This is a genomic window from Pseudomonas brassicacearum (genome assembly GCF_003732175.1).
Lineage (GTDB): Bacteria > Pseudomonadota > Gammaproteobacteria > Pseudomonadales > Pseudomonadaceae > Aquipseudomonas > Aquipseudomonas brassicacearum_G.
Genome location: NZ_MOBI01000020.1, coordinates 340,463 through 364,343, shown reverse-complemented (window position 1 = coordinate 364,343; position 23,881 = coordinate 340,463). Strand labels below are relative to the sequence as shown.

Below are 23,881 nucleotides of genomic sequence, written 5' to 3'. Positions count from 1 at the left end.
CGCGCGGTTGTCAGCCAATGGCCTGGCTTACGAGTGCGAACTGTTGGACGCCGTTGACCGCTTGTGGCGGTGTGCCCCGTGCCATTTGCGCCACGGTGTCGACCTGCTTGAGGCCGACCGTTGCGAGCCAGTCGCTCAAGCCACTGTCCGCCGGAATGTCGATGCGCACGAAGGCATCCGGTACGTGGGCCAGTAACACGGCGATCAGGTGTTTGGCCTGTTCGATGTTCTCGGCGACCACCGGGCCAAGGCCGCGACCACGGCCATAAGGGCGCAGCAGGGCGAAGGCGCGCACCTGGCCATCGCGCTCAATGACAGCCGAGTGCTCGACCACATCGAACAGCTTGTTGAGCACCGTTTGCCGGTCCAGCCCGGCGCCCGCATTGGCCAGTTCCAGCACGCGGGTCTTATCGGCCTCACGCAGCGGGCGACAGGTTTCACCGTCGGCCAGCGGTACAGGTGTAACGGCTTGCGCCGGGCCCTGATGTTGCTGAATCCGCCCGAACTCGACAAAGCCCTGACTCGCGTAAAGCGGCGCACCGGCAAGAGTCGCATTGAGTACCGGGATGCGCGACTGGCAAGCATCAAGTGCCTGTTCCATCAGCTTGCGGCCGATGCCCTTGCCTTGATAGTCGTCGCTGACGATCACCAGGCCGATGGTGGCGAAGTCGCCTTGGGGACAGGCGAACGCCGTGCCGATCAGACGCTCGCCATCGAGTGCCACAAAGCCGTCGCTGATGCGCAATACCATGGCCCAGTCGTCCAGGCGATGGGGCCACTTCAATTGCACGGACAAAGCATGGGCCGAGGGCAGGTCGGCGGTCGTCATCGGGCGATAGACATAAGCAGAAGGGAGCGGGGCGGACATGGCGAGTCTCCGTTGGACAGTGTGCGCGATCAACCGGCTGTGCGGCGCGATGGTGCCTGTATCCCATCTGCGTGAAGGCCTGACAAGAGGGGCTGGAACATTCGGCAGATTCCGCACGCCCGGGGCCACAAGACCACACTTACTACTTAATTGCCCGGCAAGGTCGGCAGCAAATGCTTGGGCTTTTTTTCTACGATGGAGGCCTGAGTTGACGACTCGCCGTCCCTTTCTTGGAGTGCTCCATGGATAGCTTCGACCCTCGCCTTATTGCTATGCGCAGCGCTCATTTCATTGCCGGCCAATACCACGATGCTCAACCGGGGCTTGAGGTGATGCGGCCGTTGGATGGCCAGGTCTATGCCCAGTTGCCGATTGTCGATGCCGACTTGGTGGATGAAGCGTTCGAAGCCAATTTGTGCTTCAAGAGTGTGCTGATCGATATCGTGCCGTAACGCGCGAACCCCTGTGGGAGCGAGCCTGCTCGCGATGAGGCCAGTCCACTCAACATCAATGTCGCCTGTCAGGCCGCTATCGCGAGTAGGCTCGCTCCCACAGGTTCTCGATAACCTCCGGATTTTCAACACGCTTTAATCAGCACCCAAACGGGCGCTTCCTCAGGGAAGCGCCCGTTTTCGTTCTGCCCGGCGCAGGTTCTGCGGTGAATCAGTGTGCGCTTGAGCCTTGCGGCGTTATAAAGGCCCATAAGAGCGCATGAATACGGGGTTTGCCCAAGGCTGGAGCGACCCGCAAAGTCTGCTGAGGGCGGGCGCTAAAACGGTGGTTTGTATCGACCAGAGGTCGCTTTTAACGCCATCTGCTGATTTCACGGTGTTGTAATGACGGTGTGCTGCAGCGTTGCATCACGGCTCCCGGAACGGAGCGAATGCTTGTCACGCCATGACCTCAACGAACTTCAGGACCGCACTCAATGAGCTTTCTTCGCCCCAAATTCATTACGTTCGACTGCTACGGTACGCTGACCAATTTCCACATGGGTACGATGACTCGCGAACTGTTCGCCGATCGCGTGGTGCCCGAGCAGATGGATCAGTTCGTCAAGGACTTCTCGGCCTATCGCCTGGACCAGGTCATGGGTGACTGGATGCCGTATGACGACATCCTCAAGACCGCGCTGGCGCGAACCTGCAAGCGTTGGGGTATTGAATACCGTGACGAAGGTCAGCTGTATTACGACGCCGTGCCGACCTGGGGCCCGCACCCGGACGTACCGGCCGGCCTGTCGAAAATCGCCGACAAAATCCCGTTGGTGATTTTCTCCAACGCCAGCGACAGCCAGATCATGTCCAACGTCGATAAGCTCGGCGCACCGTTTCACAAGGTTTTTACCGCCGAACAGGCACAAGCCTATAAACCGCGCCTGGCCGCGTTCGAGTACATGCTCGACAACCTCAATTGCGGCCCGGAAGACATCTTGCATGTGTCGTCGAGCTTCCGTTACGACCTGATGTCGGCCCACGACATGAAGATCAAGAACAAAGCTTTCGTTGCCCGTGGTCACGAAGCCCCGGCCAACGCTTTCTACGAGTACCAGCAGATTGCCGACATCGGCGGGCTGGCGGCGCTGGTCGGTCTCTGAGTCGTCACGGCAACGGCATTCTCACGGCAGTCTTTTTGGTAGAGGCGGGTTAGACATGGGCAGTGAATCCTACTGGCTCGACACTGCACCGGCATTCACCGGTGCTCAGCCCGGCGCATTGCCCGGGCAAGTCGACGTGGCCATTGTCGGGGGTGGTTTCACCGGCCTGGCAGCGGCTCGGGCGCTGGCCTTGAAGGGCGCCAGTGTGGTGGTGCTCGAAGCCGGCAGGGTGATTGGCGAAGCCTCGGGTCGCAACGGCGGTCAGTGCAATACCGGCGTGGCCCAGGACTACGCCGGCCTGAGCGCCAGCCTCGGCGCGGACAAGGCGCGGGCTTATTACAAGGCTTACGAGAGTGCCGTGCACAGCGTGGTTTCGCTGGTGGAGCAGGAGCAGATCGCCTGCGACCTCAAGCGTAACGGCAAGCTCAAGCTGGCCGCCAAGCCAATGCACTACGAGGGCTTGGCGCGGACCTGCGAATTGATTCGCCGGGAAGTCGATGCCGAGGTCGAGTTGCTGACCGCCGAACAGATCCGCGCTGAAGTCGACTCGGCCCAGTTCCACGGTGGTTTGCTGCAGCGCAACGGCGTGCAGATGCATGTCGGGCGCTTCGGCGTCGGTCTGGCCGAAGCGGCGGCACGGCACGGTGCGTTGATCTACCAAGACACGCCGGTGACGGACTGGAAAGCCCAGGCCGGTGGCTATCGGGTCAACACCGCCAAGGGTTCGCTGCACGCCGGGCAAGTGCTGCTGGCGACCGGCGCCTGTCAGCACGGCGGGTTGGGCTGGTATCGGCGGCGGATCGTGCCGGTGGGCAGTTTCGTGATTGCCACCGAGGTCCTTCCCCAGAGCCTGATCGACCAGTTGTTGCCCGGTCGGCGAGCCTATGTCACCAGTCGCATGATCGGTAACTACTTTCGCCTGACCCCGGACAACCGCCTGCTGTTTGGCGGCCGTGCGCGGTTTGCCATGTCCGACAGCGTCTCTGACGCCAAGAGCGGCAAGGTGCTGCGGGCGGCGATGGTGCAGATGTTCCCGCAGTTGGCCAACGTGAAGATCGATTACTGCTGGGGCGGGTTGGTGGACATGACTTCCGACCGGTTGCCCCGTGCCGGCCAGCACGGTGGGGTTTATCACTCCATGGGCTACAGCGGCCATGGGGTGCAGATGTCGGTGCACATGGGCCAGGTGATGGCCGAAGTGATGGCCGGCAAGGTCGAGGCCAACCCCTGGCGCGAACTCGACTGGCCGGCGATTCCCGGGCATTTCGGCAAACCGTGGTTCCTACCGCTGGTGGGCGCTTATTACCGGTTCCAGGACTATTTGCATTGAGTTGAAGTTGTGGCGTTACCGTCGTTTGCGTTTCAAAACGCTCCGGACAACCGCGAGCATGAACCTTCTCATTATCGACAGGTACAACTGATATGACTGATAACAAGATCGACTCCAAACTGATCTCCGGCCAGGAAAGCCTGAGAGTCTTCGAAGGTCTCAATCGCGGCATGTCGCGCCGCAACGCGTTGCAATTGCTCGGTGTCGCCGGGGTGGCTGCAGCGGGCGCCGGCAGCCTGTTCGGCGCCGCCGGCAAACTGTTTGCCGACGAAGCTGCGAGCCCTGGCAAAGGCAAGCCGGGCGGGCGGATTCGTGTCGCCGGCATGACCAGTTCCACCGCCGATACCCTGGACCCGGCTAAAGGCTCCTCATCTACCGACTACGCGCGCCATTTCATGTTCTATAACGGTCTCACGCGTTTCGACAGCCATATGGTGCCGCAACTGGAGTTGGCCGAGCGCATCGACACCACGGATGCCACGCTCTGGGTTATCACCCTGCGCAAGGAGGTGACCTTCCACAACGGCAAGGCGCTGACAGCCGCTGACGTGGTCTTTTCTCTATTGCGGCACAAGGACCCGATCACCGGTTCCAAGGTCCTGCCGTTGGTGGAGCAGTTTGCCGAAATCAAGGCCACCGGGACCAACGAAGTGCAGATCCGTCTGAGTGGCCCGAATGCCGAGCTGCCGTCGATTCTCGCGGTTTCACATTTGTTGATCGTTCCCGAAGGCACCACCGACTTCAATCAAGGCATCGGTACCGGGCCGTTCAAGGTCAAGGAGTTCAAACCGGGCGTGCGTTCGATTGCCGCGCGCAATACCGGTTATTGGAAGCCGGGCCTGCCTTATCTGGACGAGATCGAGTTCATCGCCATTGGCGACGAGCCATCGCGGGTCAACGCGTTGCTCTCGGGCGACGTGCACGTGATCAACGAGGTCAACCCGCGCTCCACCACGCGAATCAAGGCCAGCGCCGGTCACCGCTTCGTCGATGCGCCCTCAGGCAACTACACAGACTTGATCATTCGTCAGGATCAGATGCCCGGCAAAAGCCCGGAATTCACTCAGGCCATGAAGCACCTGATGGACCGCGAGCAGATTAAATCCGCGGTGTTCCGTGGCTTTGCAGTGGTCGGTAACGACCATCCGATTGCTCCCGGCTCGCGCTACTACAACGCTGACCTGCCGCAGACCGTCTACGACCCGGAAAAAGCCAAATTCCTGTTGAAGAAGGCTGGGATGGACAGCATCAGCATGCCAGTGGCGGCATCTCCAGCGGCAACCGGTTCGGTGGACATCGCCGTGCTGTTGCAGCAATCGGCGAAACAGGCCGGGCTCAAGCTCGACGTCAACCGTCTGCCCAGCGATGGCTACTGGTCCAACCACTGGATGAAACACCCGTTGAGCTTCGGCAACATCAACCCGCGGCCGAATGCTGACGTGATGTTTTCGCAGTTCTTCCAGTCGAGCGCACCGTGGAATGAATCCGGCTGGAAGAACGACCAGTTCGACCAGTTGCTGATGCTCGCCCGGGGTGAAACCGACGATGCCAAGCGCAGCAAGATGTACGCGGACATGCAGACCCTGGCGCATGATCACTGCGGTATTGGCATCCCGGTGTTCATCAGCAACATCGACGGTGTCGACCAGCGCGTCAAAGGCTATGGCAGCAACCCGTTGGGCGGCTTCATGGGCTACATGTTCGCCGAGCAGGTCTGGCTGGATGCTTGATGGACCGATGAGGTTTGTGCCGCAGCGACATTGCAGGAGAACAGGGCGATGAATAGCAACACACTGTGGTTGATCGGCCGGCGCTTGGGTTCCGCGATCGTGACCTTGTTGATCGTGTCCATGGTGGTATTCGCCATCACGGCGGTACTGCCGGGGGACGCGGCGCAACAGTCTCTGGGGCAGTTCGCCACGCCGGAACAGGTGGCCGCGTTGCGCCTGAAACTGGGACTGGATCAGCCCGGTGTGTTGCGTTACCTGCACTGGTTGATGAACCTTTTGAGCGGCGACATGGGGGTTTCCGTCTCCAACGCCATGCCGGTCGGCGAGTTGATGGCCGGGCGGGTGCCAAACACCCTGATGTTGGCGGCCGCCACGGCGCTGGTGTCAGTGCCAGTGGCCTTGATTCTGGGCATCGACTCGGCCATGGGCCGGGGCGGGCGCATCGACAGTTTCCTCAGCTTTGTCACCCTGGCAATGGTGGCCGTACCGGAGTTTCTGGTGGCAACGCTGGCGGTGCTGGTTTTTGCGGTGAACCTGGGCTGGTTGTCGGCGCTGTCCTATGCCAGCGACATCACCTCACCGCTGCAATTTCTGCGCACTTACGCCTTGCCGGTGATGACGCTGTGCTGCGTGATTGTTGCGCAAATGGCGCGCATGACCCGGGCGGCGGTGATCGATCAACTGGACAGCCCCTACGTGGAAATGGCCCGGCTCAAAGGCGTGAGCCCGGTGCGGATCGTCCTGCGCCATGCCTTGCCCAATGCCATCGGACCGATCGCCAATGCCATCGCCTTGAGTCTTTCCTACCTGTTGGGTGGGGTGGTGATTGTCGAGACGATCTTCAACTATCCCGGTATCGCCAGCCTGATGGTCGATGCCGTGACCAACCGTGACATGGCGCTGGTCCAGGCTTGCACGATGCTGTTTTGTACGGCGTACCTGGGGTTGGTGCTGATTGCCGACCTGTGCGCGATTCTTTCCAATCCAAGGCTGAGAAACCAATGAACAAACTCATTGTGAAATCGATGCCTGCTGCGTCCGATGTGGCGCTCGGCAAGGTGGTCAGTGGGCGGTCCTGGCTGGGGCTGGTCGGGGCTGCGATGTGTTTTATCTGGTTGCTGGTGGCGATCTTCGGCCCTTGGCTGGCGCCACACCCCGTGGGCGAAGTGGTCTCCGACAATGTTTTCGACAGCCTGACCGCGGCTTACCCGTTTGGCACCGATTACCTGGGCCGCGACATGCTCAGTCGAATTCTCGTCGGGGCGCGATTTACCGTGGGATTGGCGCTGGTCTCGGCGGTCCTCGCCAGTGGTCTTGGGACCTTCAGCGCATTGCTGTCGGTAGTCGCACCGAAGTGGCTGGATGAGGTGATCAGTCGCTTGATGGACGCCTTCATCTCGATTCCGAGCAAGATGCTGGCGTTGATCATGGTCTCGGCTTTCGGCTCGTCAGTCACCTTGCTGATCTGCACGGCGGTGCTGAGTTACACCCCGGGCGCCTTCCGCGTTGCCCGCAGCATGGCGGTGAACATCGAAGCGCTGGAGTATGTGCAAGTGGCGCGTACCCGTGGCGAGCGCCGTTTGTACGTCGCTTGCATGGAAATCCTGCCGAACATGCTCAACCCGGTGTTGACCGATCTGGGCCTGCGTTTCGGTTACATCGTGCTGTTGCTCAGTGGCATGAGTTTCCTGGGACTGGGCGTGCAACCGCCGGATGCAGACCTGGGATCCCTGGTGCGGGAAAACATCGGTGGCCTCAATCAGGGCGCGCCGGCCATCGTGATTCCGGCCCTGGCCATCGGCACCCTGACCATTGGGGTGAATCTGTTCATCGACAGACTCTCGTCCCGGCGTGGTCGACGTTCGGGAGGCCATTGATATGAGTGAATTGATTCGAGTCGAGGACCTGCGCGTGGTTGCCTGCGGCGAGCGCGGCGAAGTAGAAATCGTCAAGGGCGTGAGCTTCTCCCTGGAGAAAGGCGAAGTGCTGGCGCTGATTGGTGAGTCGGGCTCCGGCAAGACCACCATCGCCCTGGCGCTGCTCGGTTACGCCCGGCGCGGTTGCCGGTTGGCCGGCGGGGTGGTGCAAGTCGGCGAGCACGACATGCTGGCGTTGAGCGAGCGCGAACTGCAAGGCCTGCGCGGGAACCGGGTGTCGTACATCGCGCAAAGCGCTGCGGCGGCATTCAACCCGGCGAAAAAGCTGATCGACCAAGTGGTGGAGGGCGCGTTGATTCATGGTCTGGGCAACCGGACCGTGCTCGAAGCCAAAGCCATCGAGCTGTTCCGCGACCTGGCCTTGCCGGACCCTGAACACATCGGTCAACGCTACCCGCATCAGGTGTCCGGCGGGCAATTGCAGCGGGTGATGGCGGCCATGGCGCTGATCAGCGATCCATTGCTGGTGGTGCTTGACGAACCGACCACCGCGCTGGACGTGACCACTCAGATTGACGTGTTGCGCGCCTTCAAACGGGTGGTGCGCGAACGTGGGGCGACGGCGGTTTACGTGTCTCACGACCTGGCGGTGGTGGCGCAGATGGCCGACCAGATTGTGGTGCTCAATGGCGGCCAGATCTTCGAACAGAGCGCCACCGCGCCGTTGCTCAAAGGCCCGGCCCATGAGTACACCCGCAGCCTGTTGGCGGCAGCGCGGCCGGATACGACAATCCGCCCACCCTGTGGTGTGGCCGAAGATCAGCCGCTGCTGACCATCAAAGGTTTGACCGCTGGCTACGGCAACAAGAATACCCAAGGCATGCCGTCGATCCGCGTGCTGGAAGACATCGACCTGACGGTGCGCAGAGGGCAGGCCATCGGCGTGATCGGTGAGTCGGGTTCCGGTAAGTCGACGCTGGCGCGGGTGGTAGCCGGGTTGCTGACGCCGGCGTTGGGTGGCCTGACCTTTGATGGTCAGCCATTGGGCGGCAGCCTTCGCGAGCGTACCGACGAACAGTTCCGGCGCATTCAAATGGTCTTCCAGAACGCCGACACCGCACTCAACCCGATGCACAGTGTCAGCACGATTTTGAGCCGACCGCTGAAGATGTATTTCGGCCTCAAGGGCGCCGCCTTGCGCGAGCGTATCGGCGAATTGCTGGACCTGGTGCGCTTGCCGCGGAGCTTGGCCGAGCGTCGGCCGAATGAACTCTCTGGCGGGCAAAAGCAACGGGTCAACCTGGCCCGGGCGCTGGCGGCCAAGCCGGACCTGATTCTGTGCGACGAGGTGACTTCGGCGCTGGATACGGTGGTCGGCGCGGCGATTCTTGAACTGCTGCGCGACCTGCGTCAGGAGCTGGGGGTGTCCTATCTGTTCATCAGCCACGACATCTCCACCGTGCGCGCGCTGTGTGACGACATCGTGGTGATGTACAGCGGCTACAAGGTTCAGGAGGGCAGTCGGCAGTCGTTTGCCCAGGCGCCTTTCCATCCTTACACCGACCTGTTGATTCATTCGGTCCCGGAACTGCGTCAGGGCTGGCTGGAACACTGCGACACCACCTGCGGCACGCTGCCGCCGATCGGTGCGAAGGCCAACGTGCCGGAGTTGTGTACGTTTCTCAATCGCTGCCCGGTGCGGGTCGACGGTCTGTGCAATCGCACTGCGCCGAACCGCCGGACGCTTGTCGGCGGCAGTGAAATCCTCTGCCACCACGACAGTGCCGAGTTACTGAAATCCCAGCAGGATTTGAACAGCATGATTCAGGGAGTCTATGCATGAAGGGGCGTTTTGTGAGGCTGGCCGAGCAGGGCCGGCCGACTGTCAAATTGAAGGTAGACGGCGCACCCATCGAGGCGTTGCAGGGCGACACACTGATGGTCGCGTTGCTGACCCAGGGCTCGGCATTGCGTCAGTCGGAGTTCGATTCGGGCCGCCGCGCCGGTTTTTGCCTGATGGGCGCCTGTCAGGATTGCTGGGTCTGGACCCGCAGTGGCGAACGTCTGCGCGCCTGTTCCAACGAAGTCCGTGAAGGGCTGGATATCGTCACTACACAACCGGAGGCGATATGGCCACTGCACGGCTGAGCACACATCGAGTGGTTATCGTCGGCGCCGGGCCGGCCGGTATTCGCTGCGCCGAAACCTTGCTGGCGGCGGGCTGCAAGCCGATCCTGATCGATGAAAATCGCCGCGATGGCGGGCAGATCTACCGGCGCCAACCGGAAGGTTTTACCCGCGATTACGCCACGCTTTACGGCACCGAAGCGGCCAAGGCCAAAGACCTGCACCAGAGCTTCGACCGCTTGCGTGGGTTGATCGACTACCGCCCGGACACGCTGGTGTGGAACCTCACGCCGGGGCAACTGTGCTGCGTCAGTCAGGGCAAGCACTCGACGGTGCAGTACGACGCACTGATCCTCTGCACCGGCGCCACCGACCGCTTGATGCCGATCGAAGGCTGGCAGTTGGCGGGGACGTACAGCCTCGGCGGGGCGCAGATCGCGCTCAAGTCCCAAGCGGTGTCGATCGGCCACGGCGTGGTGTTCATGGGCAGCGGGCCGTTGCTGTATCTGGTCGCCAGTCAATACCTCAAGGCCGGTGCCAACGTGTCAGCGGTGCTCGACACTTCGCCGCTGAGCAAGCGCATCGGCGCCTTGCCAAAGCTGCTGGCGCGTCCCGGAGTGCTGTTCAGCGGGATGAAACTGTTGGCGCAGCTGTACCGGGCGAAGATTCCCGTACACCTGGGCATCCAGCCCCTGCAAGTGCTGGGCGACGCAGCCAGCGGTGTCAGCGGTGTGCGGGTGCGTACCGCCAAAGGCGAGACCTTGACCGTGGCGTGCGATGCCGTGGCGCTGGGTTATCACTTGCGCCCGGAAACCCAACTGGCGGATCTGGCCGGTTGCCGTATGCGCTTCGATGAGGCGTCCAGCCAATGGTGGCTGGCCACCGATGAAGAAGGCCGGACGTCGGTGAATGGCGTGTATGCCGCCGGTGATGGCTCGAAGATTCGTGGGGCGGACGCCGCCGAACACGCCGGGCGCCTGGTGGCCATGGCGCTATTGGAGGATCTGCACCAGCCGGTGGACGCCGGGTTGCGCGACGAACAGCGGCACGCCCTGGCGGGAATGGACCGGTTTCGTCTCGGTTTGACCGAGGCATTTCCCTGGCCGTCGGCGCAAGCCAAAGCCTTGCCGGACGCCGCCATTGTCTGCCGCTGCGAGATGATCAGCGCCGGCGAGTTGCGGGCCGTGGTCTGGGAGAAAGGTGCTTGTGAGGTTAACCGGGCCAAGGCGTTCAGCCGGGTTGGCATGGGTCGGTGCCAGGGCCGTTATTGCTCTCAGGCCGGGGCCGAGGTGATTGCCGCTGCGGCGGGCGTCAACGTGCAACAGGTCGGCCGCCAGCGTGGTCAGGCGCCGGTCAAACCGCTTTCGATGCTCACCGAGGAGGTGTCGCCATGACGGTACAGAAAGCCGATGTGGTGATTGTCGGTGGCGGCCTGATGGGTTCGGCGGCGGCGTTTTTCCTGCGCCAGCGCGGGCAGTCGGTGATCTTGCTGGAGCGTGACCAGATCGGTCAGTACGCCAGCGGGGTGAACTTCGGCAATGTCCGGCGCCAGGGGCGATTCCTCGGTCAGCTGGAGTTGGCCAACCGTTCCTGGGCGTTGTGGAAACGCCTGCCGGAGCTGATCGACGACGACCTCGAATTCATCGCCAGCGGGCACATGCGGGTGTGTTATCGCGAAGACGAAATCTCCGAGCTTGAGGCCTATGCTGCCGCCCCCGAGGCGGCGCAACTGGACTTGCAAATCTTTCGCGGCGCTGAGCTGCACCGGCGTTTTCCGTTTCTTGGGTCGGATGTGAAGGGCGGCTCCTTCGCGCCCCACGACGGGCACGCCAACCCGCGTCTGGCAGCGCCGGCGTTTGCCCGGGCGGCACGGCGCCTTGGCGCACGGATCGAAGAGCAGACCGAAGTCGCCGACGTGCAAAAGGTTGGCGGCGAGTTCACCGTCACCACCACCGATGGACGCCAGTTCAGCGCCGAACAGTTGCTGATTACCGCCGGTGCCTGGGGCCAGAAGCTTTCGGCGCAGTTCGGCGAGCCGGTGCCACTGGACACTCACGGCCCGCAAATGGCCGTGACCGAGTCGGTGCCGTACGCCTTGCCGACGGTGATCGGCGTGTACACCAAGATTCCCGAAGAAGTGATTTACTTCCGGCAGATCCCGCGCGGCAACATCGTCATCGGCGGTGGCTACCGCAGCAAGCCGGATATGCTCACGCGTCGGGCTCAGGTCGAGCCGCGCAGCATCCTCAACCAGATCCAGCAGATGCGTCGCCTGCTGCCGGGTGTCGGCAATCTGAACATCATCCGCGTCTGGAGCGGCATCGAAGGCTACATGCCCGATTCCTTGCCGGTGATGGGCCCCAGCGGTACGGTCGACGGGCTGTTCTACGCGTTCGGCTTCTGCGGTCACGGCTTCCAGCTTGGCCCGGGCGTCGGCGACGTGATGGCCGAACTGATCAGTACCGGCAGCACCCGCACGTCGATTGAGCCGTTCTCCATTCGCCGGTTCGCCCTTCCAGCCGAGCAACGGAGCAAGGCCTCATGAAACCCCGTGTACTGGATATTCTCAAACGCCTGATGGCCTTCGATACCGTGTCTTCGGAGTCGAATATGGCCTTGATCGAGTACGTGCGCGACCTGCTGCTGAGCAAGGGCATCGAGTCGCTGATCGTCAAGGACTCCACCTGCAAAAAGGCCAACCTGTTTGCCAGCACTGGCCCAGAAGCGTTACCGGGGATTCTGCTGTCCGGGCACACCGACGTGGTCCCGGCAGCGGGTCAGGCCTGGACCTTCCCGGCGTTTCAGGCGACGGTGCAGGAGGGGCGGATTTACGGTCGCGGCAGCTGCGACATGAAGGGGTTTATCGCGTTGGCCATCGACGCCATGCTCGACGCCGCCGACCATTCGTTGAGCCGACCGCTGCAACTGGCCCTGTCCCATGACGAAGAGATCGGTTGCGTCGGTGTGCGGCGTTTGCTCGATGTGTTGCACCTGGCGCCAGTGCGGCCATTCCTGTGCCTGATTGGCGAACCGACCAACATGCAGTTTGTGCTTGGGCACAAGGGCAAGGGTTCTTACCGCACTTACTGTCGTGGCCTGGAAGCGCATTCCTCGCTGGCGCCGCGTTCCGTCAATGCGATTCACGTGGCCTGCGATTTCATCGCGGCACTGCGTCAAAGCCAACAGCAATTGCAAGAGCAGGGCGCGCAGGATACGGACTACGACGTGCCTTACAGCACGGTGCATGTAGGGCAGATTGTTGGCGGCAAGGCGTTGAACATCGTACCGAACCTGTGCACCCTGGATTTCGAAGTGCGCAATTTGCCGGCGGATAATCTGGATCAGTTCCTGGAGCAGATGCAAGAGCGTGCGGAAGTGATCGTGCGCGAGGCCAAAAAGCTGTCCAGCGTGGCGGACATCGAGATTCAAACCCTCAACGTCTATCCGGGTCTCGACACCCATCCGAGCGTCGAGGCGGTGCGCTTTCTGAAGAACTTCGCCGCACCGGATACCGGCACGGCCAAAGTCTCGTTCGGCACCGAAGGCGGGTTGTTCAAGCAGCGCCTGGATGTGCCGGTGGTGGTCTGCGGACCGGGCTCTATCGAACAGGCGCACAAGCCGGACGAGTTTATCGAGATCAGCCAGATGGAGGCCGGGGAGCGGTTTCTGGAAGGTCTAATCGGTTCTTTGAAGTTGTAAAAGGATCAAATGTGGGAGCGAGCCTGCTCGCGATGGCGGATTATCTCTCAACATCAATATTGCCTGACCCACTGCTATCGCGAGCAGGCTCGCTCCCACAGGGTTATTCATTTGTCTGTCAGGCCATGAATCTCCTTCGGTAGAGCCTGCCGTCCCACCGCGATTTTCAGCATCCGACACCGCCCCAACCGCGCTTTCAGCATCCTCTTCCGAGGCACCTCCCTAGACTGGCAAGTGTCTCGGATCAGGACTCGACCATGCTCAAGAATCGTTTGAAAGACCCAAGCCTTTTGGCAGAACTCGCCTACATTGACGGGCAGTGGATCGGCGCCGACAACGCCGCGACCCTCGACGTCATCGACCCGGCCAACGGCCAGTTGCTCGCCCGTGTACCGGCGATGCAAGGCCCGGAAACCCGCCGCGCCATCGACGCCGCCGAAAGAGCCTGGCCGGCCTGGCGCGCCCGCCCGGCAGCCGAGCGGGCGGCGCTGCTGGAGCGCTGGTATCAGGCGATGATCGACAACCTCGACGACCTGGCGCTGATCATGACCTGCGAGCAGGGCAAACCACTGAACGAAGCCAAAGGCGAAATTCGCTACGGCGCCGGTTTCGTCAAATGGTTCGCCGAAGAAGCTCGACGGGTTTACGGCGAAACCATGCCGGCCCCCAGCGGCGACCGCCGACTGCTGACCCTCAAGCAACCGGTGGGAGTCTGCGCGGCGATCACCCCGTGGAACTTCCCCAACGCGATGATCACTCGCAAGTGCGCGCCAGCCCTGGCGGCAGGCTGCCCGATCATCGTCAAACCCTCGGACCTGACGCCGTTGTCGGCGCTGGCCCTGGCGGTACTGGCCGAACGGGTCGGGATTCCGGCCGGGGTGTTCAACGTGCTGACCGGAATGCCTGCCGGTATCGGCGAAGAGCTGACCAGCAACCCGACCGTACGCAAGATTTCCTTTACCGGCTCGACGGCGGTGGGTCGGCTGCTGATGCGCCAGAGTGCTGAACACATCAAGCGTCTTAGTCTGGAGCTGGGCGGCAATGCGCCGTTCATTGTGTTCGACGATGCTGATCTTGAGCAGGCGGTGGCGGGCATCATGCTCAGCAAGTTTCGCAACGCCGGTCAGACCTGCGTCTGCGCCAACCGCATCCTGGTGCAAGACGGCATCTACGAACGCTTCGCCCAGCGTCTGGTGGAGGAGGTGGGCAAGCTCAAGGTCGGCAACGGCCTCGACGCTGACGTCACCATCGGCCCGCTGATCAATCCGGCGGCGGTGAGCAAAGTCGCCCGGCATATCGACGATGCCCTGAGCCAGGGCGCGCGTTTGCTCTGCGGCGGTGTTCCCGAGGGTGACAGTCAATTTGTCCAGCCAACGGTGCTTGGCGATGCCCACTCCGGCATGTTGCTGGCCAATGAAGAAACCTTCGGCCCGGTGGCGCCGCTGATGCGCTTTACCGAGGAGGCCGAAGCTCTCGCGCTGGCCAATGCCACGCCTTATGGCCTGGGCGCCTACTATTTCACTCAGGACCTGCGCCGCTCGTGGCGTTTCGGCGAAGCGCTGGAGTTCGGCATGGTTGGCCTCAATACCGGGATCATTTCCATGGAGGTCGCCCCGTTCGGCGGCATCAAGCAGTCGGGTCTTGGCCGTGAAGGCAGCAAGTACGGCCTGGATGAATACCTTGAAGTCAAAGCCTTCCATATTGGCGGGCTGTAACTCACAGACACGGGGAGCCACGATTGATGAGCAAGACATTCAGAATCGCCGCGATTGCCGGCGATGGCATCGGCAAGGAAGTCCTGCCCGAAGGGCTGCGGGTACTGGAGCAGGCCGCGAAGAAATGGCAGCTGGATTTGAGCATCGAGGTGCTCGATTGGGCGCACTGCGATTACTACCTGGAGCACGGGCAGATGATGCCCGACGACTGGTTCGAACAGCTCAAGGATTTTGACGCGATCTACTTCGGCGCCGTGGGCTGGCCGGACAAGGTGCCGGATCACATTTCGCTGTGGGGTTCGCTGCTCAAGTTTCGTCGCGACTTCGACCAGTACGTGAACATCCGCCCGGTGCGGTTGTTCCCCGGCGTGCCGTGTCCGTTGGCCGGGCGCAAACCGGGCGATATCGATTTCGTGGTGATTCGCGAGAACACCGAAGGCGAATATTCCTCGGTCGGCGGCAAGATGTTCGAAGGCACCGAGCATGAATTCGTGCTGCAAGAGTCGGTGTTCACCCGGCGCGGTGTCGACCGGATTCTCAAGTTCGCCTTCGAGCTGGCCCAGACCCGGCCGCGCAAACGCCTGACGGCAGCGACCAAGTCCAACGGGATTTCCATCAGCATGCCGTACTGGGACGAGCGCACGGCGTTGATGGCCGCGCAGTACCCGGACATCACCTGGGACAAACAGCATATCGACATTCTGTGTGCGCGTTTCGTGCTGCAACCGGACCGCTTTGATGTGGTGGTGGCGTCGAACCTGTTCGGCGACATTCTCTCCGACCTCGGTCCGGCCTGCGCCGGAACCATCGGCATTGCGCCGTCGGCGAATCTCGACCCGGAGCGGCGTTTTCCGTCGCTGTTCGAACCGGTGCATGGCTCGGCGCCGGATATCTACGGGCAAAACATCGCCAACCCGATTGCGATGATCTGGTCCGGGGCGTTGATGCTGGATTTCCTGGGTAACGGTGATGAGCGTTATCGCGCGGCGCATGACGGGATTTTGCAGGCGATAGAGCGGGTGATTGCCGAGGGGCCGATCACGCCGGATCTGGGCGGGAAGGGCTCGACTCAGGATGTCGGTAGGGCAATCGTCGCTGCGCTTTGAACTGAGGTAACAATAGGGCGGCTGCGAGCAGTTGCCCTATTGGTCCGATGAAGCGTGTTCTATGTGCGCGAAGGGAGATCGGGTGCTGCGCCAAATCCGATGATTGCTTTGGTTTCCAGGTACTCTTCAAAGCCGTAGACACCGTATTCCCGACCATTACCCGAGCGCTTATAACCGCCAAACGGAGCCATTGGATTCCAGGCGGGGTAGTTCAGATGCACTTGTCCCGCGCGAATACGAGAGGCAACGGCACGTGCAAGATCAAGGTCCTGAGCCTGAACATGGGCGCCCAGCCCATATACCGTGTCGTTTGCGATAGCGACCGCCTCATCGATCGTCTCATACGCAATGATGCACAACACGGGACCGAAAATTTCCTCTTGGGCGATCCGCATAGTGGAATCTACCTCGGAAAAAATAGTGGGGCGGGTGTAAAAGCCCTTTTCAAAGCCCGGCACACGTCCTGGTCCTCCGCAAATGAGTTTGGCGCCCTCACTAAGGCCCGCGTTGATCATGGCTTGCACGCGATTGAACTGGGCCTCGTTGGCAATGGGGCCGAGTACCGTCTCTTCCGATTGCGGGTCACCCACGATAATCGCATTGGCGGTTGCGGCAGCCAGGGATTCGACTTCGGCCAGCCGGTCCTTTGGAACGATCATTCGTGTCGGGGCGCTGCAGGATTGTCCGACGTTGCGAAACGCAGACATCACTCCCAGCGGGACGGCTTTGGCGAAGTCGGCGTCGGGAAGCAGAAGATTCGGAGACTTGCCTCCCAGCTCTTGCGTGACGCGCTTCACCGTATGGGCGGCTGCCTGTGCGACCAGCGCGCCTGCGCGGTTTGAGCCGGTAATTGAGATCATATCGATATCGGGATGCGCCGCCATGGCGGCGCCGACCTCGGGACCACTTCCGTTCACCAGGTTGAAGACGCCAGGCGGGAGGCCTGCGTCATGGACCAGTTGTGCAAAAAGAAGGGCGCTTAGAGGCGACAGTTCGCTGGGTTTCAAAACCACCGTGCACCCGGCAGCAATAGCCGGGGCAACTTTCGCGGTGATTTGATACAGCGGCCAGTTCCACGGCGTGATGAGCGCGCAGACACCTATTGCTTCGCGTTCAATCGCGGTGCCGCCTTCAACCGTTTGGAAGCGATAGCTGGAGAGGAGATCACGTGCGATCCGAACGTGTTCGGCCGCGAGAGGCACTTGCATTGCCCGAGCGAAACTGATCGCTGCCCCCATTTCGAGAGAGAGTGCCTGCGCGAGCACCTCTTTTCGCTCAAGGATGAGATCGTAGATCTTTCCAAGGACAAGCGCGCGCGACTCTGCCGAGGACGCAGACCAACTCGCAAACGCTGCACGCGCCGCAGCGACTGCCCGATCGATATCCTCGGCAGACCCGCGCGCGACCTGCGCAACAACGGCTTCACTTGCCGGATTGACCACCGGCAAACTGGCCGGGATGGCGGGGGAAGACCAACGGCCGTTGATATAAAACTTGTGAGACGTTTGCGGATCAACGCTGTAGCTATTCGAAGATTGTGTTGTCATCCAACGAGCTCCTTGGAGCGGTAATAGACACCGCGAACAGAAGGGCCGGGGAGGGAGCGAGTCACCAGAGCATCGCCGTGGCGACCCATACATCCCTATGCCCTGTTACCGCAATACGCTAACAAAATGACCCCGGCAAAAGATGCCGTTATTCAAGTCGGCGAGGGACAATCTGCTGTATCTGCCAGGCTAACGTTGCATCCATGCAACTGAGCCGTTTACGTGGGCAGTGCGTCCGATAAACCCCTCGCTGGCGGTTGTGATCGCTAGCCGATAGCTTGAGTCACCAGCGCAAACTGCTGGATTCCACCGCTTGACTGCGGGGGAAGTCCACGAACCATTCGCGGCGCTCTGTCGACGCACTGCAACCCCAGGCTCTCCAGCCAGCGTGCTAACCCGCAATCGGCCAGAATGTCGAAGCGAACAAAGGTACCCGGTATCAAACGCAGAAGGTGGGTAATCAACTGTTGGGCCTGTTCCTGGTTGTGTGCGACAACCGGACCAATGATATGGCCACGGCCAAAACGACGGAGCAGGGCAGTGCCTTGCAGCTGTCCATCCGCCTCAATGCCGACCGCGTGCTCGGCCATCGCAAGCAAATCGTTGAGTACCGCTGTGCGGTCCAGGCCGCTACCCGCATTGGCCAATTCAATCAGCCTCGGGTAATCGGCCGGGCCTAATGCGCGACACTGCGAGCCCTTGATCAAAGGGATCGGCGCAGGTGTCTGTGGCACGCCTTGATGCTGCTGGATACGCGCGAAGTCGACGAATCCCAGGCTTGCATAGAGCGGTGCGCCCGACTCGGTGGCATTGAGGATCGACGTGCGGGGTTCAGCGGCGTCCAGGCACAGGTTCATCAGCCGACGTCCGATCCCCTTTCCCTGGTGCTCATCACTCACGATCACCAGGCCGATGGAGGAGTAAGCACCTTGATGGCAGGCAAATGCTACGCCGACCAGCTGACCGTTATGTTCCGTGACAAAGCCTTCGGACGTGCGCTGTACCATGGCCCAGTCCTCTTCTCGGTGAGGCCATTTCAGGTGCGCGGAGAGAGCGTGTGCCGCGGGCATATCCGCCGCGGTAACCGTGCGGTACAGATAGGCAGAGTCCGGCGTTGCAGGCATGGAGCCTCCTTGAAGAGGGCAATCTTGAGTGGGGCGATCAGGGCGTTGCGGTGCGCGGCTCATATAAGTTTGCCTGTGCTGAGGAGGCTGGTAGATAACGGCATCGCAATCGCGGATGGGTTAGTAAACCGACGGATATCGAATGGACTGATCAAGGTACTGGTACGACCGCTGCTGATCAGTTCGGCCATCACATCGCCGACGCCCGGGCCAAGCTGGAAGCCATGACCGCAGAAGCCGAAGGCATAAAACAATCCATCGACGGTGCCGCTGGGGCCGATGACCGGCAGGGAATCCGGCGTATAGCTCTCGATGCCGCTCCAGACCCGGATGATGTTCAGCTTCTCGGCCCCCGGTAGCAGGCGACGCATTTGCCGCATCTGGTTGAGCAGGCTTTCCGGCTTGAAGTAAGCGCGCCGGTTGAGCATGTCCGGTTTGCAGCGGTTGCCGCCGCCGATGATGATGTTGCCGCGGGGGATCTGCCGGAAGTAAATCACCTCTTCCTTGATTTTGGTAAACACGCCGATCACCGTTGGCAAGGCGTAGGGCACCGGCTCGGTCACCGACATCTGCGGACCATTGGGTTCCAGCGGCACGGGTTCGCCGAATTGTTCGGACAGCTTGGCGGCCCAGGCGCCGGCGGTGATCAGCAGTTGCTGGGCGACGAACAGTTGGCCATCGGTGGTCGTGACGTGGAATTGGTCATTGACCTTCTGCACCTCGGCGACTTCGGTGCGCTCTTCGATCCGCGCACCGAGGCGCCGGGCCGCCCGGGCGAACGCCGGCGCTGCCAGACGCGGGTTGGCGTGGCCATCGTGAGGCGCATAGGAGCCGCCCTTGACCTCTGGCCCAAGAAACGGAAAACGCTGGCGCAGCTCAGCACCGCGATAAATTTTCAGGTCCAGTTGCGCCGCCTCGGGGGCGGCAGCGTAGGCCTCAAGCTCGGCGATTTCGTCTTCGCGATAACACACCCGCATGTGCCCGCTGGCGATGAATTCGAGGTCGTCGTCGATCAGCTCCGGCAAGCGTTTCCACAACGCCCAGGAACGATTCGCCAGCTCCAGCTGCCCAAGGAATCGCCCCTGGCGCCGGACGTTGCCGAAGTTCACGCCGCTGGCGTACTGACCGATCTGGTCACGCTCCAGCAGGGTGACGGAGAGTCCACGCTGACGCAGGAAAAACGCTGACGTCGAGCCCATGATGCCGCCGCCGACAATCAGGACATCGCTTTTTTGCGGTTTCATGAGAGTTCCTCGATGATCATCATCGTTGAGGGTGTGTTGACGGTCGGTCGACCCTGCTCGGCCAGTCGTGCAAAGCGCCTCGTCATCGGTAGGTTTCCGTTTGTTCGCCGCGGGCCAGTGCTTCGATTTCGATCAAATAACCATGATGCAATACCGGAACAGGCACCACGGCGCGGGCTGGCCGATGTTCTCCCAGATATTGGGCATAAATCCGATCAAAGACGGGCCAGTGTTCTATTCCTACGACATAGACAGTGACCTTCAGCAGGTCACTCGTGCTCCGGCCTGCTTCGCTGAGGATCGCCACCAGGTTATCGAGCACGATGGATGCTTGAATCTCGAACGGCTGGTCGGCACTGTGGTCGCCATTCGCGCGTAACGGCAGTTGTCCGGACACATATAAAACGCCCTCGTGCAATACCGCCTGGGAGTAGTGTCCGCCCGGAGTTGCTGCGTGGGTGGTGTGGATTAAGTCGATCGAACCTGCTTGATCACCAGCCATGTAGACGACTCCAGGTGTGCACGACGCCCTCGGCGTCACAGGCGTGATAATCCGGGAACTGCGCGCCCGTGGCACACGCATGGTTGGGGAGAATCCGCAGACGGCTACCGATAGGGAAGCGCGCTACGAGGTTGGCGCTCTCGGCCGTTCCAAGGGTGATGATGCCATGCTCCTGGTTGGCGCCCGTGAGCAGCGCGCCCTCGATCCAGTCACCGGCCTCGGTACACACCTGTCCGTAGCCGAAGTCCTGTCGCTGGCGCTGCGTACCGCGATCACGACTCATGGCCATCCAGCCGGCATCGGTGATGATCCAGCCTTTATCTTGCTGGTGACCGATGACGGTGGTCAGCACGCTCAGCGCCAACTCGCCTGCCTGGCAGACGCCGATGTTGTGCATGACCAGGTCGAAGAACACATAGACACCTGCGCGTACTTCAGTGACGCCTTCCAGACTCCGTGCCGACAGTGCCGTGGGAGTGGAGCCGATGCTGACCTCTGGGCACGCCAGTCCGGCTTCGCGGATTTTTTCGGCGGCCTCGACGCAGAGGGCGCGTTCTTGTTCGGCGAGGATTTGCAGTGCTTCAAGGCTGTCGAGTTCGTAGCTGGATCCGGCGTGGGTCATTACGCCTCGCAGTTGCATGTCCCCCTCAGAAAGGACGCGTGCGACCTCTATGAGTGCATGATCTTCAACGGTCAGACCTGAGCGGTGGCCATCGCAATCTATCTCGATCCAGACCTCGAATCGTTCGTCGTGTTTCTGTCCGAAGGAGACGATGGCTTGCGCCCCGGCAACACTGTCGGTGAGCACGCTCAGCTGACAGCCCTTGCGCCTGAGTATCAGTGCCTGGGCCAATTTGGCAGGCGCCATGGCAACGGCATAGAAAATGTCGCTGATGCCTTCAGCAAAACAATGCTCAGCTTCTTTCAAGGTGGAAACCGTGACACCGCTTGCGCCAGCGGCTATCTGTGCCTTGATCACGGGGAGGCATTTGCTGGTTTTGATGTGCGGGCGCAAATGCACACCCAGGGTGTCCATGCGCTGCTGCATGCGCTGGATATTGCGCTGCATTCGCGGGACATCGACTATCGCGGCGGGCGTATCGAGGGAGGCAATAAGGGCTGACATGACAGAACTCGGGTGGCTGGGTACGAGGTCCACTCTACTCAGCCGTCATGAAGGTGTGGTTCAATGAATAGTCATCAATCATTAAGTAGAATTGAATGATCTCCGTCGAAGACTTACGTCTGGCCGTAACGCTGGCGCGCTCCGAGTCTTTAAGCGCTGCCGCCAGAGTCTTGAATGTCTCACCACCGGCGCTGTCCATGCGTTTGCGCAAGCTGGAGACGCTGCTGGGTCTGACCCTGGCCAATCGCGATGCCCGGCGCCTGAGTCTCACTGCCGATGGCGAGCGTTTTTCCCGTGAAAGCGCGCTTTTGCTGGAACAGTTGGAGGCGCTTCCAGAGTCCTTCAGGCAGCATGATGAGCGGCTGGTTGGCACACTCAGGCTGGCAGCGCCGTTCGGCTATGGGCGCCAGCGCATTGCGCCGCTGCTGGCCCGTTTTGCCAGATTGCATCCACAGCTGTGCCTGCACCTGGATTTGCGCGAAACGCCATGGCCTGATCGTCACGACAGCGATGCGGTGATTCACATTGGTCACCTCAACGACAGCCTGTGGATCGCCAAACCCCTCACGCAAAACAACCGATGGCTGTGCGCCAGTCCGGCGTATCTGGAGCAGCACGGCGTGCCGTCGTCGCCCGAACAACTGGCCGAGCATCGTTGCATTTGCATTCGCGAGAATGATGAAGACGTCACGTTGTGGCATATGCGTAAGGGGCAGGGGCGCAAAACGCTGCGCATCGAGCCGGCGCTGTTGAGCAACGATGGAGGCGTGGCCCGGCGGTGGGCCGAGCAAGGCTTGGGGCTGGTGCTACGTTCGCAATGGGATGTCAGTGAAGCGATCGCCAACGGCAGCCTGACACGGGTGTTGGCGGATTGGCAATTCGACAGCGCGCCGATCAACCTGTTGGTCCCCTCACGCAAACTTCGCAGTGCGCGCGTACAGGCGTTGGTGGCCTTTCTGGAAGATGCATTGAAAGCGTGATGTATCGCGCGGCGCATGACGGGATTCTGCAGGCGATCGAGCGGGTGATTGCCGACGGACTCTGAATCATCCACCGGACTACTGTGGGAGCGAGCCTGCTCGCGATAGCGGACTGTCAGTCAACATCACTGTTGAATATCAGGCCCTCATCGCGAGCAGGCTCGCTCCCACATTTTGATTTTTTGTGTATTCAATAACCCTGGGTGCGATCGATCTCACCGACCATAGGCTCGCTACGCTGATGCCGCTGAATATTCTCCAGCAACACCCCGAACGCACTTTCCGGCTGTGTCATCGCCGCAATGTGCGGGGTCAGCAGAATCTGCGGATGATCCCAAAACGGATGATCCATCGGCGCCGGTTCTTCCTGTAGCACATCGAGTACGGCGCCGCTCAGTTGCCCGCTGTCCAGCGCCTCAAGCAAATCACTTTCCACCAGATGCCCGCCACGACCCATGTTGATCAGCGCCGCGCCACGGGGCAGTTGCTGGAACAGCGTGCGGTCGAGAATGCCTTGGGTCTGATCGGTCAGCGGCAGTACGCACAACAGAATGTCGCACTGGCTCAGGAACGCTGGCAGTTGCTCGTTGCCGGCATGGCAATCGACGCCCTGAATGTGATGGGCACTGCGCGCCCAGCCGGACAACGCAAAACCCAGGGGCTGCAAGGTCGCCAGAATCTGCCGGGCCTGGGTACCGAGGCCCATGACGCCAACCCGTCGCTTGGCCGCCGGTTGCAGCAAGTGTGCCTGCCAGTACCGGGCCATTTGTTGCTGGCGATAGCGAAGCATGTCCCGGTGCAGGCTGAGCACCGCGAAGCTGGCGTATTCGCACATGCCGCGAGTAATGCCAGGGTCCAGCAGGCGCACCACCGGCAGGCTCATCGGCAAGCGGCTCAGGTCCAGTTGATCGACCCCGGCGGACAACGCAAACAACACGCGCAGATTGGGCAGCAGCACCTCGAGATCGTCCGGGGCCTGCCAGGCGGCCAGGTACTGAATGTCGTTGGGGTCGCCAATGTCCGGCCAGGCGCGCCATTCGATATCCGGGGCGTGCGCGGCGAACAGCGCTTTCCACTGTTCGCCGCGCACCGGGTCAGCTTTATAAAGCAGGGCCATAGGCATTTCCTGAAGGGTGAAGGTGCTGTCCATCATCGCGCAACGCCAGCGCAGGATCTGTCGAAAGGGCCGGGTTAAACGGCTTGCGCCAGTTTCTATCAGGCATGCCCCGGCAGATTCGGCGGGCTGAAGGAATCTGCCGTTTGGCGGGGTGAAAACAGTTGATCCGAATTTCTCAGGGCGCAAGTTCGG

General features: G+C 61.4%; 20 protein-coding genes and 1 pseudogene. 14 read left to right on the top strand and 7 right to left on the bottom strand.

From position 1 onward, the window contains the following. Positions 1-10: 10 nt before the first annotated feature. Positions 11-868: a GNAT family N-acetyltransferase gene (locus BK658_RS19575; RefSeq protein ID WP_123583710.1), complete on the bottom strand. Its 858-nt coding sequence runs from the start codon at positions 866-868 to the stop codon at positions 11-13. A gap of 242 nt (positions 869-1,110) precedes the next feature. Between BK658_RS19575 and BK658_RS19570 the strand changes: the two are divergent. From BK658_RS19570 to BK658_RS19505, 13 genes and pseudogenes are all read left to right on the top strand, one after another. Further along, positions 1,111-1,269: pseudogene (locus BK658_RS19570) on the top strand (aldehyde dehydrogenase family protein); the annotation flags it as partial. Positions 1,270-1,796: 527 nt separating this feature from the next. Further along, a complete protein-coding gene (locus BK658_RS19560) occupies positions 1,797-2,465 on the top strand; it encodes a haloacid dehalogenase type II (protein ID WP_123583709.1) in 669 nt (222 codons plus the stop codon). Between the two features lie 55 nt (positions 2,466-2,520). Then, positions 2,521-3,795 (top strand): NAD(P)/FAD-dependent oxidoreductase, encoded by a 1,275-nt coding sequence (locus tag BK658_RS19555; protein ID WP_123583708.1) that lies wholly within the window; start codon positions 2,521-2,523, stop codon positions 3,793-3,795. Between the two features lie 92 nt (positions 3,796-3,887). Continuing rightward, positions 3,888-5,525: an ABC transporter substrate-binding protein gene (locus BK658_RS19550; protein WP_123583707.1), complete on the top strand. Its 1,638-nt coding sequence runs from the start codon at positions 3,888-3,890 to the stop codon at positions 5,523-5,525. 48 nt (positions 5,526-5,573) lie between these two features. Continuing rightward, positions 5,574-6,530: an ABC transporter permease gene (locus tag BK658_RS19545; protein WP_123583706.1), complete on the top strand. Its 957-nt coding sequence runs from the start codon at positions 5,574-5,576 to the stop codon at positions 6,528-6,530. Beyond that, the gene (locus tag BK658_RS19540; protein ID WP_123583705.1) at positions 6,527-7,402 is read left to right on the top strand and encodes an ABC transporter permease; all 876 of its coding nucleotides are present in this window, start codon (positions 6,527-6,529) and stop codon (positions 7,400-7,402) included. Before BK658_RS19545 ends, BK658_RS19540 begins: the two co-directional genes overlap by 4 nt. A gap of 1 nt (position 7,403) precedes the next feature. Further along, a complete protein-coding gene (locus BK658_RS19535; RefSeq protein ID WP_123583704.1) occupies positions 7,404-9,245 on the top strand; it encodes an ABC transporter ATP-binding protein in 1,842 nt (613 codons plus the stop codon). Continuing rightward, positions 9,242-9,550, top strand: a complete 309-nt coding sequence (locus BK658_RS19530) for a (2Fe-2S)-binding protein (protein ID WP_123583703.1) — start codon at positions 9,242-9,244, stop codon at positions 9,548-9,550. Before BK658_RS19535 ends, BK658_RS19530 begins: the two co-directional genes overlap by 4 nt. Next, positions 9,532-10,923 (top strand): FAD/NAD(P)-dependent oxidoreductase, encoded by a 1,392-nt coding sequence (locus tag BK658_RS19525; protein WP_123583702.1) that lies wholly within the window; start codon positions 9,532-9,534, stop codon positions 10,921-10,923. Before BK658_RS19530 ends, BK658_RS19525 begins: the two co-directional genes overlap by 19 nt. Further along, positions 10,920-12,074: an NAD(P)/FAD-dependent oxidoreductase gene (locus BK658_RS19520; protein WP_123583701.1), complete on the top strand. Its 1,155-nt coding sequence runs from the start codon at positions 10,920-10,922 to the stop codon at positions 12,072-12,074. Before BK658_RS19525 ends, BK658_RS19520 begins: the two co-directional genes overlap by 4 nt. Beyond that, entirely contained in the window at positions 12,071-13,228 is a 1,158-nt protein-coding gene (gene argE, locus BK658_RS19515) for an acetylornithine deacetylase (protein ID WP_123583700.1), read from the top strand. Before BK658_RS19520 ends, argE begins: the two co-directional genes overlap by 4 nt. A 257-nt stretch (positions 13,229-13,485) precedes the next feature. Further along, a complete protein-coding gene (locus BK658_RS19510; RefSeq protein WP_123583699.1) occupies positions 13,486-14,943 on the top strand; it encodes an NAD-dependent succinate-semialdehyde dehydrogenase in 1,458 nt (485 codons plus the stop codon). A gap of 26 nt (positions 14,944-14,969) precedes the next feature. Continuing rightward, on the top strand, positions 14,970-16,049 hold the full coding sequence (locus BK658_RS19505; protein ID WP_123583698.1) for a tartrate dehydrogenase: 1,080 nt from the start codon (positions 14,970-14,972) through the stop codon (positions 16,047-16,049). A 59-nt stretch (positions 16,050-16,108) separates the two neighbouring features. Here the strand turns inward: BK658_RS19505 and BK658_RS19500 are convergent, their stop codons facing one another. From BK658_RS19500 to BK658_RS19480, 5 genes are all read right to left on the bottom strand, one after another. Further along, positions 16,109-17,596 (bottom strand): aldehyde dehydrogenase family protein, encoded by a 1,488-nt coding sequence (locus tag BK658_RS19500; RefSeq protein ID WP_123583697.1) that lies wholly within the window; start codon positions 17,594-17,596, stop codon positions 16,109-16,111. 266 nt (positions 17,597-17,862) lie between these two features. Then, on the bottom strand, positions 17,863-18,720 hold the full coding sequence (locus tag BK658_RS19495) for a GNAT family N-acetyltransferase (protein ID WP_123583696.1): 858 nt from the start codon (positions 18,718-18,720) through the stop codon (positions 17,863-17,865). Between the two features lie 59 nt (positions 18,721-18,779). Continuing rightward, entirely contained in the window at positions 18,780-19,964 is a 1,185-nt protein-coding gene (locus BK658_RS19490; RefSeq protein ID WP_123583695.1) for an NAD(P)/FAD-dependent oxidoreductase, read from the bottom strand. An 82-nt stretch (positions 19,965-20,046) separates the two neighbouring features. Next, a complete protein-coding gene (locus BK658_RS19485) occupies positions 20,047-20,466 on the bottom strand; it encodes a RidA family protein (RefSeq protein WP_123583694.1) in 420 nt (139 codons plus the stop codon). Further along, complete coding sequence (locus tag BK658_RS19480) at positions 20,456-21,592, bottom strand: DSD1 family PLP-dependent enzyme (RefSeq protein WP_123583693.1); 1,137 nt, start codon at positions 21,590-21,592, stop codon at positions 20,456-20,458. The genes BK658_RS19485 and BK658_RS19480 overlap by 11 nt, the downstream gene beginning before the upstream one ends. 95 nt (positions 21,593-21,687) lie before the next feature. Here BK658_RS19480 and BK658_RS19475 point away from each other — a divergent pair, with 95 nt between their 5' ends. Next, on the top strand, positions 21,688-22,572 hold the full coding sequence (locus BK658_RS19475; protein ID WP_123583692.1) for a LysR family transcriptional regulator: 885 nt from the start codon (positions 21,688-21,690) through the stop codon (positions 22,570-22,572). A gap of 190 nt (positions 22,573-22,762) precedes the next feature. Here BK658_RS19475 and BK658_RS19470 read toward each other — a convergent pair whose 3' ends face one another. Next, positions 22,763-23,689: a 2-hydroxyacid dehydrogenase gene (locus tag BK658_RS19470; protein WP_123583793.1), complete on the bottom strand. Its 927-nt coding sequence runs from the start codon at positions 23,687-23,689 to the stop codon at positions 22,763-22,765. Positions 23,690-23,881: the final 192 nt, after the last annotated feature.

Coding starts and splice junctions, on each gene's coding strand:
- BK658_RS19490 (WP_123583695.1), bottom strand. CDS start 19,964: ATGAAACCGCAAAAAAGCGATGTCCTGATTGTCGGCGGCGGCATCATG.
- BK658_RS19535 (WP_123583704.1), top strand. CDS start 7,404: ATGAGTGAATTGATTCGAGTCGAGGACCTGCGCGTGGTTGCCTGCGGC.
- BK658_RS19525 (WP_123583702.1), top strand. CDS start 9,532: ATGGCCACTGCACGGCTGAGCACACATCGAGTGGTTATCGTCGGCGCC.
- BK658_RS19560 (WP_123583709.1), top strand. CDS start 1,797: ATGAGCTTTCTTCGCCCCAAATTCATTACGTTCGACTGCTACGGTACG.
- BK658_RS19495 (WP_123583696.1), bottom strand. CDS start 18,720: ATGCCTGCAACGCCGGACTCTGCCTATCTGTACCGCACGGTTACCGCG.
- BK658_RS19520 (WP_123583701.1), top strand. CDS start 10,920: ATGACGGTACAGAAAGCCGATGTGGTGATTGTCGGTGGCGGCCTGATG.
- BK658_RS19550 (WP_123583707.1), top strand. CDS start 3,888: ATGACTGATAACAAGATCGACTCCAAACTGATCTCCGGCCAGGAAAGC.
- BK658_RS19555 (WP_123583708.1), top strand. CDS start 2,521: ATGGGCAGTGAATCCTACTGGCTCGACACTGCACCGGCATTCACCGGT.
- BK658_RS19470 (WP_123583793.1), bottom strand. CDS start 23,689: ATGGCCCTGCTTTATAAAGCTGACCCGGTGCGCGGCGAACAGTGGAAA.
- argE (WP_123583700.1), top strand. CDS start 12,071: ATGAAACCCCGTGTACTGGATATTCTCAAACGCCTGATGGCCTTCGAT.
- BK658_RS19540 (WP_123583705.1), top strand. CDS start 6,527: ATGAACAAACTCATTGTGAAATCGATGCCTGCTGCGTCCGATGTGGCG.
- BK658_RS19510 (WP_123583699.1), top strand. CDS start 13,486: ATGCTCAAGAATCGTTTGAAAGACCCAAGCCTTTTGGCAGAACTCGCC.
- BK658_RS19505 (WP_123583698.1), top strand. CDS start 14,970: ATGAGCAAGACATTCAGAATCGCCGCGATTGCCGGCGATGGCATCGGC.
- BK658_RS19475 (WP_123583692.1), top strand. CDS start 21,688: ATGATCTCCGTCGAAGACTTACGTCTGGCCGTAACGCTGGCGCGCTCC.
- BK658_RS19500 (WP_123583697.1), bottom strand. CDS start 17,596: ATGACAACACAATCTTCGAATAGCTACAGCGTTGATCCGCAAACGTCT.
- BK658_RS19575 (WP_123583710.1), bottom strand. CDS start 868: ATGTCCGCCCCGCTCCCTTCTGCTTATGTCTATCGCCCGATGACGACC.
- BK658_RS19485 (WP_123583694.1), bottom strand. CDS start 20,466: ATGGCTGGTGATCAAGCAGGTTCGATCGACTTAATCCACACCACCCAC.
- BK658_RS19530 (WP_123583703.1), top strand. CDS start 9,242: ATGAAGGGGCGTTTTGTGAGGCTGGCCGAGCAGGGCCGGCCGACTGTC.
- BK658_RS19545 (WP_123583706.1), top strand. CDS start 5,574: ATGAATAGCAACACACTGTGGTTGATCGGCCGGCGCTTGGGTTCCGCG.
- BK658_RS19480 (WP_123583693.1), bottom strand. CDS start 21,592: ATGTCAGCCCTTATTGCCTCCCTCGATACGCCCGCCGCGATAGTCGAT.